The organism is Hymenobacter lapidiphilus, assembly GCF_003417065.2.
Lineage (GTDB): Bacteria > Bacteroidota > Bacteroidia > Cytophagales > Hymenobacteraceae > Hymenobacter.
In genome coordinates this window covers 96,870-105,149 of record NZ_QVLT01000016.1, presented here as the reverse complement: position 1 = coordinate 105,149, position 8,280 = coordinate 96,870, and the positions used below count along the sequence as shown (strand labels likewise).

The window sequence follows — 8,280 nt, the reverse complement described above, 5'->3', positions numbered from 1 at the left end:
GCCGGGGGCGCGGGGCGGGGTGGTGGGGGGCGGGTCGTTGGGGGCGGTGGCCGGAGACGGATGGCTTCTAGGCAGTCACCTTAGCTCCTTGATGAACCACCCGCGCATTACGGGGCAAGGGCGCAACCGCCACAACCAATTCGTACGGCCGGTTGAAGGCTTCCTGCGACACCTGGAAGTAGCTGGCGAGGCGACGGATAACCTCTTTCGACAGGCCCCGCCGCCGGTTCAGCATATCCGAAACTGCCCCTTTGCTGAGGCCCAGCGCGGCCACCAAGTCCTTGGCCAGCAGGTTGCGGCCCGCCATGAGGGAGCGTAGCAGCTCGATAGGGTCGGCTTCGGGCAGCGTGGCGTGGGCGTGGTCCCAGGTTTCGATAAGCAACGTGAGCAAGTCGATTTCTTCCTGCGTAGCCGACGGGGGAGTGGCTTGGGCTACCAACGCTTCCAACTGGCCGCAATACTCCTGGTACTGTAGCTCGGTTTTGATGACGGTGTATTTCAGCGTTTCCATAGGTTGGGCTAGTATAGGTTGAGGGTGTACTGCTGGTTTTTTGCGCAAACCTTATCGTATTCGGCGTGCGTACCAAGCCAGCAAACGAACAAATGCACCTGCCGCTGTCCAAATGCATAGCTGGCAATCATCCGGTAATTGTTGCCGCCAATATCGAACACCACGCGGTTGCTGCCATTGCCCAGCAGGTCGGCCGCGCCGAAGGTTTGCTGCATATCGGCGGGCGTGTTCCAGTCGGCGTATTTGACGGCCGTCAGCCAGAGTGCAAAGCGGCGCGGCTACGAGCATGGCGGGCTGCAAAATCTTCCACGGTTTGCCGCTTGATGAGGTGAACTTTCATAGGAGTACATCAGCATTACGCCATAAGTTCGCAATATGCGAACTTATGGCGTAACCTTTCATCTCAGCATTCTAATTCCGAAAGGGCGCGCGCCCGGACCACTCGGGGAGGCGCGCCTATTTCCGCCGCTATTCCCCGGCCAGCCCCGCCGTTATTGGCTGCTTCGCTTGGGGCAGATGGTGGTGGCGCTCAGAACAGATGTATTTATATTCCGCTGCCAACAAAACGGCCCGCTCCCATTCAGGGGGCGGGCCGTTTCATTAGGTGTCCTGGTTCCCTACACCGCCTCCGTCCTCCCCCGGCCGCCGGTCGTTACCAGCTTACGGGCCTGGGTGTAGCCGTTGTACAGCTCCCGGTTCAGCAGCTTGAAGGCCTTCATGTCGGCGTCGAGCTGGCGCACTTCGTCCAGCAACGCGTCCACCAACTCTTCCAGCGCGGCCCCTGCCACCACCCGTTCGTTGATGGTTTTGCGCGTGGCCGGCTGGGCCGTTTTGAAAGCTGCCAGCGCCTCGTGCAGCGGCTTGAGCGCCTTGGCCGTGAGGCCTTGTTTGGCTAATTCGGGCACCATATCGGGCTGGGCAGCGCGGGCCAGCAGGGCCTCGGCCACTCCCGCGAAGGCCAGGGGCCGCAACTTCCGCAGCTGCTTACCGCTAAGCGTGGCCGAAGCCAGCAGAGCGTTGTCCTGGAGGCGGGCGGCGATGCGGCTGAGCGGACCCAGCAGGGCTGGCAGCAGCTCCAGCAGCATTTTCTTGGCTTCTTTGGCCTCCACCGTCAGCCGCTTGGTGCGCTTGGCCGTGCCACCGCGGGCGCCCTTTATCTGGGCATAGTCGTCGGCTACGGCCGTGGCTTGCTCCGCCGCGGCCTCACTTGCCGCAATGGCGTCGCTGTTCTCCGTCACATAATCCACCACTTGCCCACACATCACTAACTGGTCTTCTCTGGTCTTATCCATATACCTATCTAGATGGCAGAACCGCTCTACCCGGCGCGATAAGCACCTGCTTATCAATGCCAAAGTATTTAATAAGCTCCACAATAACAATTCGCTATATATGCTGCTAAATACCCCTTCCAGCTAAAGCGAAACAGGTCCTAATCAATCGAAAACACGTCCCACCTAAAGCGCAACACCTCCTGACTGAAGCGAAACACCCTCCAACCAACCAGAAACACTCCCCAACTAAAACGAAACACCCTCCAACCAATCGAAAACACTTCCCGACGGAAGCGAAACACCTTCCGACCAAAGCAAAACACCGTCCAACTGCAACGAAACACTTCCCGCGCATTCTTCTTTTGGCTGGCATCAGCAGCCTTCACGTTCCGAACTTTGTTTCATGCTCATTCATAGCGCGAAGCATGCATTCCATCGAAAGTGCAAAGCGGCAAATCTGACAATTGGCTAGCTTTGACACATGCGTATAGTTTTCTATGAGTGGAGGATGGTTCTGCTGCTCCTGCTGCTGCTAACCGGGCAGACAGCCTGCTCCTCCCCTTCGACCGAGGTGGCTGCGCAGGAGGTCCAGGAGCCCACCGAAACCTTCACCCAGCGCCGCGTGGTGGTGGGCGCCGACTCGCTCGTTCGCGGCCGCCTGCTCGACCGTAACGATTCGGTACTGGTAGCTACCGGCACCTTGCACCTGCTGAAGCTGCCGCGCAAGGCCCCCCTCGATACGCTGGCCCTGGCCAAGCTGCTGGGCTGGGGTCCGACCACCATCAGGCAGCGCATCGCCAACGCCCTCCCCTACGATAACGCCCCGGCTGGCTACCCTGTGAACCTACGGCTGACGGCGGCCGAAGCCGCGCGGGTACGCAAGGCCCGCAAGCAATGGCCGACGCTGGTGCTCAGCACCCAGACGGGCCGCCGCTACACCGCCAACGCCGGCGCGGCGGTGCTGGGCTACCCGGCCGCCGAGGCCCAGGCGTTTTTCAACCAAGCCCAGCGCACGGTGCGCGGCCGTTACTACCGCCTCCGCAACGGCGGCGTCGAGGGCTACTACAACGGCCTGCTAACGGGCCGCCCCGGCTACCTGCACCCGCTCATCGATTCACTGGGTGAAAACCGCGGCAGCTGGGCTACCGATACCGCCTTCCGCCAGGGCCAGGACCTGCACCTGACCATCGATACCAGGCTGCAGGCCTACGCCGAACAGCTCATGGGCAACCGCAAGGGCTACCTCGTGGCCCTCGACCCCAAAACCGGCGAAATCCTGGCCTACGTGTCGGGCCCGGTGTACGACCCGGCCACCCTCACGGCCCCCGACCAGGCCAAGGTGCGGTCGGAGATGCTCTCCGACGAGAACCGGCCCCTCATCAACCGGCCCGCCATGCTGGCCAACCCGCCCGGCTCGGTGTTCAAGCTGGTGAATGCCGCCGTGGCCCTGCAGCTGGGTGCCATCAAGCCCAGCACCGGCTTCAAGTGCGACCAGACGCTGATTAAGTGCGTGCACTACCATCCCCGCCCCAGCAGCCTCACGATGGGCCTCAAGTACAGTTGCAACCCCTATTTCTACCAGACTATGCGCAACCTCATCCAGCGCGTACCCGACAGTCTGGCCGGAGATACCGTGGCCGCCCGCCACGCCAACCTGGCCGAGTGGCGTCGCTACGTGCGCTCGTTCGGCCTCGATTCGGTACTGGGCGTCGATATCCCGCGCGAGGCTCCCGGCTTCCTGCCCACTCCCGCGTACTACGACAAGGCCCGCCGCACCCGCAACTGGACCTACCGCTCTATTTATTCGCTGAGTGTGGGCCAGGGCGAAATCAATATAACCGGCCTGCAGATGGCCAATATAACGGCCATTATTGCCAACCGCGGCTGGTACTACCCGCCCCACCTCGTGCGCGGCATCGGCGACGACGGGCCGCTCCCGCGCTTCACCAAAAAGCGCTACACCCTCATCGACAGCGCCAATTTCGCGGCCCTGCTGCCCGGCATGATCGGCGTGATGCAACGCGGCGGCACGGCCGAAACCTCCAGCCTCGCCGACGTGGGCATTACGGTGGCCGGCAAAACCGGCACCGTCGAGAACAGCGAGGGCGACGACCACGCTGCCTTCGTCGGCTTCGCCCCCGCCGATAACCCCAAAATAGTCGTGGCCGTGTACCTCGAAAACGCCGGTTTCGGGGCCACTGCCGCCGCCCCCTGCGCCGTGCTGGTAATGGAAAAGCACCTACGCGGCCCCATCGCGCCCAAGCGTAAGAACTGGGAAGCCCGCATCAAGCACCGCGCCCGCAACGGCTATTAAGCGGGGTACAGGAGTGCGGTTGGCATGAATCAGCAATAAGAATGTCATGCTGAGCGGATTGGAGTCGAAGCATCTCTGCCGCAATGCTAACCTTGCTGTTGGAACGCTATTGCAACGAAGCGGTAGAGATGCTTCGACTGCGCTCAGCATGACGTTCTGTTTCGCATTTCCAACCAACCCTCACCTCCGCGCATTCCACAGTTTTCAGCCCCTCAAACGCAACCTTTTAGCGGCGTCCTGTCGTCTTAGCGGCAACTCTCTTTGCGTTTGTTTGTTGGCTGAATGATGAATTGGAAGCTGCTTCTGCTGCCTGTACTGCTGTCGGCGGCCGCCCTTACGGCCCGTGCCCAGTCGTTGTCGGGTAGCTGGCAGGGAGTAGAAACCGACCCCGGCGAGCGGGGCGAGTACTGGCCCGCCGAACTGCGTCTGCAGCAGAGTAAATCCGGCAGCCTGCTGGGCGTGCTCTACCAGCAGGCCGGGGCCGGGGCCGATGTCAACGTCACGTTTCAGGTGCGGGGCCAGCGCACGGCCGGCGGGCTGCGGCTAGAGCACGGCCGCAAGCTGCAGGAAACCGGCCAGTCGCCATTCAGCTACTGGTGCTTCGGTTCCCTCAGCTTCAGCTACGATGCGGCCCAAGAGAAGCTCACTGGCCGCGCCGCCTACCAGCCCATCGGCGACTGCGACATCGGCAACTTCACCTTCTACCGCGTCCGGCTGAAATCGGCCGCCACCGTGCCGGCCGGGGCCGAAACCACTTTGCGCGTATCGGGCCGCAACGTGCTATGGTACGCCGATGCAGAGGCGCAGCAGCCGCTGGCCAGCGGCAACAGCTTCCGCACCCGCCTGCGCCAGACCACTACCTTCTACCTGGCCCAGGGCTACTATCCCACCGCCCAGAGCGCCCGCGTCCCCATCACTATTCGCGTCGGCGGCACCGTGCCCTCCGAACCCATCCGCCCCGTGCCACCCGAACCGCTGGAGCCGCTGCGGGTGCTGTTGCGGCGGCCGGCCCTGGCCCGCCCGCGGCCCGACTCGGTGCGGAAGCAGCCGCTGGGGCCGGGGCTGGCGGCTACGCCCACGGCATTGCCTACGGTGCTCTTCAGGCTGGGCACGGCCCGGCTGCTGCCCAAGGCTTTCCCGGCCCTCAACCAGCTGGCCGCCACCCTGCGCACCAACCCCGGGCTGCGGCTTGAAGTAGCTGGCCACACCGACCGCCTCGGCGAATCGGCCAAAAACCAGCTGCTCTCGGAGCAGCGCGCTACCGCCGTGCAGAAATACCTAATCCGGGCCGGCATTGCGGCCGGCCGCATCAGCACCATCGGCTACGGCGACACCCGCCCCCTCCACCCCGCCCCCGACGAGCGTAACCGCCGGGTGGAGGTACGGGCGGTGGAGTAAGCGCCGACAACTGCCGAAAGCCACGGCCCCAGATGCTAAAGGCCCGCTTCTGATTATTCAGAAGCGGGCCTTCAACATGTGATAAAAACGGCTTTCTACTGGCCCGAATTGGTGGCCGGGGCGGGTGCGAGGGCGGCACGGCGAGCCTCCTCGTACTGGTAGAATCCTAACTCGTGCTGGTAGGGAGCAAAATTCCAGTTGTAGCGGGCCGCAGCCGCCCGGCGGGCTACTGCGCGGATAACATCGAGCTGGGCGGCGGGCAAAAACGACTGCATGGAGTCAGCCAGTAGCGCCTGGTGGGTTTGCTCCAGAACTACTTCCAGGGCCATGATTTCGGTTATGCCTTTGCCCTTTACGTCTTTCGCCTCGGTGCGCTGGCGCGCAATGCGCTGACCATGGTAAGCAAACTCGCTGTTTGAAGCGGGTGGAATGGGCGCAACATTCGGTATCGTAGCGGCAGCGGCGGCCGCTGCCGCCGCTGCCTCCTCCGCAGTAGCCGCTACGTGAGGCATGGGAGGCGCTTTGTGCTTGTTGCTGCGCGCAGCCATCACCCCCAATTGCGTAGCCAATCGAACACCGTTGATCAGCAGGCTGGCCTGAGCATGCGCCAATTGTACGGTGGCGAATAGAAGTAGTGTAAACAGGTATTTCATCCGTGAAATGTTATACTGAAGAGATGACGTGAAAGTAAACAATCGGGATGAAAAATCCAGCCATATAGCGCGCTAAATAATTTTTCCGACAGCTTGACACCCACTCGGCAAGCCATTAGATATAAAAATAATACAGCATTAACTGCACCCTGATTACCCGAGGGAAATACTGCCCACGATTAGGGCGCCACAAATTTATTATGCTTGCATAACAATTTAGCAATCCATGTGTAGTATCTTTGCAGTCAATCAGCTGATTGACACTTATCTAACCCTAGTACCATGAAAAAGAGCACCGCCACCTTTTCGTCGCTGCTGCTGCTGGGCAGCTTCGGCTCCTACCGTTTTCTGGCCGCGCAATTGCGCGACCTGAGCCTCCATTTCGACCTACGCGACGAAGAAGAGCTGCACTTCTGCTAAGCTTCCACCGTCTATTCTTTTACCGCAAGCCTCGCCCCTCCGGCGGGGCTTGCGTGTTTTTGGGCCTTAGAAACCGGGCTTCATAGTCAGCACCTTAGCGGCGGGCCTGGAAAAAACAACATCCATTCGCGGCGGTTTTCGGTACTTCACACTAGCGCCGGCCCGCGCGGGGCCGCGCACTTTATTTCTCACCTGTTGATTTCACCCCTGACTGCTACCCAAAAATGGCAGCGGCAGCAGCGCGAAATCAGCATAAATCAGTGCTTTATGGAATTGAATGGCTTGAAAGAGCAAATCAGCTACATCATCGGCCGCGACATGGCCAACAACTTCGCCCAGCAGGGTCTCGACCTCGACCTCGATATTTTTGCCCAGTCGATGAAGGAGGCCCTCACCAACGAACCCAGCCGCCTCACGCCCGAGCAGATGCAAAGCGCCATGCAGCAGCTGCAGGAGCAGCTTGGCGGCGGCATGGAAGAAGATGATAACGACGACGACAACCAAAACTCCAACGATATGGGTAACAGCAAAGCCGAAGGCGAAGCCTTCCTGCAAGAAAACGCCAATAAAGCCGGCGTAACCACCCTGCCCAGCGGCCTGCAGTATGAGGTCATCACCGAAGGCAGCGGCCCCAAGCCCGGCCCTGGCTCGTCGGTTACCACCCACTACCACGGCACGCTGCTCAACGGCACCGTATTCGACAGCTCGTACCAGCGCGGCCAGCCCGCCACGTTCGGCGTAAACCAGGTAATTGCCGGCTGGACAGAAGCCCTGCAGTTGATGCCCGAGGGCTCGAAGTGGCGTCTCTACATCCCCTCCGACCTGGCTTACGGCAAGCGCGGCGCCGGCCGCGACATTGGCCCCGATACCACGCTCATCTTTGATGTGGAGCTGGTAAAGGTGAATTAGTAGTGGTGCTGATGGAGGGCCAGACCGCCATTCCATCCTAAACTTTTACCGAACACCCCTATGCGACCCCCGCTGCCACCCCTGAGTCATGTTCCGCCCAACTGGGTGCGAACCAGCACGGGTAGCGGCGGGGCTTTTGCGGAGGGCATTTCTAAGAATAATTTGTCCCGCCCGGAGCCGCCCGACTTGCCAGCAGATACCCCGCCCCCTACCGAGCCGGAACAGACCGCCCGGTTTGAGCCCGCTCCCGAGCCAGTTGAGCCGCTGCTGCCGCCGCCCCCACCGCCGGAAGCGTTTGACACGCTACGGAGCGAGGACGGGCAAATGGTGCTGACCAATGAGGGGCTGGAGTTGAACAACGAACAATTTAGCTGGCGCGAGTTGGAGGGCGTGGATTTGCAGCCGGTACGCTGGCTGCTGGGCGTGTTGCTGGGCGGTTTTATCTTTTTAGGCTTCCTGGCAGCCTACCTGCAGTTTTGGCTGAAAACGGCTCCGGCGGCGCTGGGTATCGGGTTGGGCCTGGCGCTACTAGCCTGGGGCCTGCGTGGCACCAACCGCTGGCGGGTGCACCGGCCGGGCCGGCAAACCCGCTACTTTTCGCTTGGTGGCCCGGCCAACGGCTGGCAGGCGCTGGCCCGCGAGGCCAACCGCCGCACCGGGCAGCGCCACCACGAAACGGCCACTGCCGCCGGATACTGGTTGCAGCAGCCCACCTGGCTGGCCCCAATTGCCCCCGGCCCTGAAGATACCGCCGCTCCTGCACAGGCCGCACCTAACGCCCACAAGCCGGCCTGAACCGCT

The 8,280-nt window shown here is 61.8% G+C and carries 9 protein-coding genes; 5 read left to right on the top strand and 4 right to left on the bottom strand.

Annotated features, from left to right (window positions below; genetic code table 11):
- Window positions 1–67: 67 nt before the first annotated feature.
- From D0N36_RS11355 to D0N36_RS11345, 3 genes are all read right to left on the bottom strand, one after another.
- Window positions 68–511, bottom strand: coding sequence for a helix-turn-helix domain-containing protein (locus D0N36_RS11355; RefSeq protein WP_116941504.1), 444 nt, complete (start codon window positions 509–511; stop codon window positions 68–70).
- 8 nt (window positions 512–519) lie between these two features.
- Complete coding sequence (locus D0N36_RS19625) at window positions 520–726, bottom strand: type II toxin-antitoxin system HigB family toxin (RefSeq protein WP_242478886.1); 207 nt, start codon at window positions 724–726, stop codon at window positions 520–522.
- Window positions 727–1,128: 402 nt separating this feature from the next.
- Window positions 1,129–1,803 (bottom strand): hypothetical protein, encoded by a 675-nt coding sequence (locus D0N36_RS11345; RefSeq protein ID WP_116941503.1) that lies wholly within the window; start codon window positions 1,801–1,803, stop codon window positions 1,129–1,131.
- Window positions 1,804–2,293: 490 nt separating this feature from the next.
- Between D0N36_RS11345 and D0N36_RS11340 the strand changes: the two genes are divergently transcribed.
- Window positions 2,294–4,099: a peptidoglycan D,D-transpeptidase FtsI family protein gene (locus tag D0N36_RS11340; protein ID WP_190242637.1), complete on the top strand. Its 1,806-nt coding sequence runs from the start codon at window positions 2,294–2,296 to the stop codon at window positions 4,097–4,099.
- A 282-nt stretch (window positions 4,100–4,381) separates the two neighbouring features.
- Window positions 4,382–5,497 (top strand): OmpA family protein, encoded by a 1,116-nt coding sequence (locus tag D0N36_RS11335; RefSeq protein WP_116941501.1) that lies wholly within the window; start codon window positions 4,382–4,384, stop codon window positions 5,495–5,497.
- Between the two features lie 95 nt (window positions 5,498–5,592).
- Here the strand turns inward: D0N36_RS11335 and D0N36_RS11330 are convergent, their stop codons facing one another.
- Window positions 5,593–6,150: a hypothetical protein gene (locus D0N36_RS11330; RefSeq protein WP_116941500.1), complete on the bottom strand. Its 558-nt coding sequence runs from the start codon at window positions 6,148–6,150 to the stop codon at window positions 5,593–5,595.
- Window positions 6,151–6,432: 282 nt separating this feature from the next.
- On the opposite strand from D0N36_RS11330, the gene D0N36_RS11325 reads away from it, so the two are divergent.
- The 3 genes from D0N36_RS11325 (at window position 6,433) to D0N36_RS11315 (ending at window position 8,274) form a co-directional block, all read left to right on the top strand.
- Complete coding sequence (locus D0N36_RS11325) at window positions 6,433–6,570, top strand: hypothetical protein (protein WP_176898550.1); 138 nt, start codon at window positions 6,433–6,435, stop codon at window positions 6,568–6,570.
- Between the two features lie 267 nt (window positions 6,571–6,837).
- Window positions 6,838–7,479, top strand: coding sequence for an FKBP-type peptidyl-prolyl cis-trans isomerase (locus tag D0N36_RS11320; protein WP_116941511.1), 642 nt, complete (start codon window positions 6,838–6,840; stop codon window positions 7,477–7,479).
- 162 nt (window positions 7,480–7,641) lie between these two features.
- On the top strand, window positions 7,642–8,274 hold the full coding sequence (locus tag D0N36_RS11315) for a hypothetical protein (RefSeq protein WP_116941499.1): 633 nt from the start codon (window positions 7,642–7,644) through the stop codon (window positions 8,272–8,274).
- Window positions 8,275–8,280: the final 6 nt, after the last annotated feature.

Excerpts from the sequence above, each read along its gene's own strand:
- D0N36_RS11355 (WP_116941504.1), bottom strand. The coding sequence starts at position 511 with ATGGAAACGCTGAAATACACCGTCATCAAAACCGAGCTACAGTACCAG.
- D0N36_RS19625 (WP_242478886.1), bottom strand. The coding sequence starts at position 726 with ATGCAGCAAACCTTCGGCGCGGCCGACCTGCTGGGCAATGGCAGCAAC.
- D0N36_RS11345 (WP_116941503.1), bottom strand. The coding sequence starts at position 1,803 with ATGGATAAGACCAGAGAAGACCAGTTAGTGATGTGTGGGCAAGTGGTG.
- D0N36_RS11340 (WP_190242637.1), top strand. The coding sequence starts at position 2,294 with ATGGTTCTGCTGCTCCTGCTGCTGCTAACCGGGCAGACAGCCTGCTCC.
- D0N36_RS11335 (WP_116941501.1), top strand. The coding sequence starts at position 4,382 with ATGATGAATTGGAAGCTGCTTCTGCTGCCTGTACTGCTGTCGGCGGCC.
- D0N36_RS11330 (WP_116941500.1), bottom strand. The coding sequence starts at position 6,150 with ATGAAATACCTGTTTACACTACTTCTATTCGCCACCGTACAATTGGCG.
- D0N36_RS11325 (WP_176898550.1), top strand. The coding sequence starts at position 6,433 with ATGAAAAAGAGCACCGCCACCTTTTCGTCGCTGCTGCTGCTGGGCAGC.
- D0N36_RS11320 (WP_116941511.1), top strand. The coding sequence starts at position 6,838 with ATGGAATTGAATGGCTTGAAAGAGCAAATCAGCTACATCATCGGCCGC.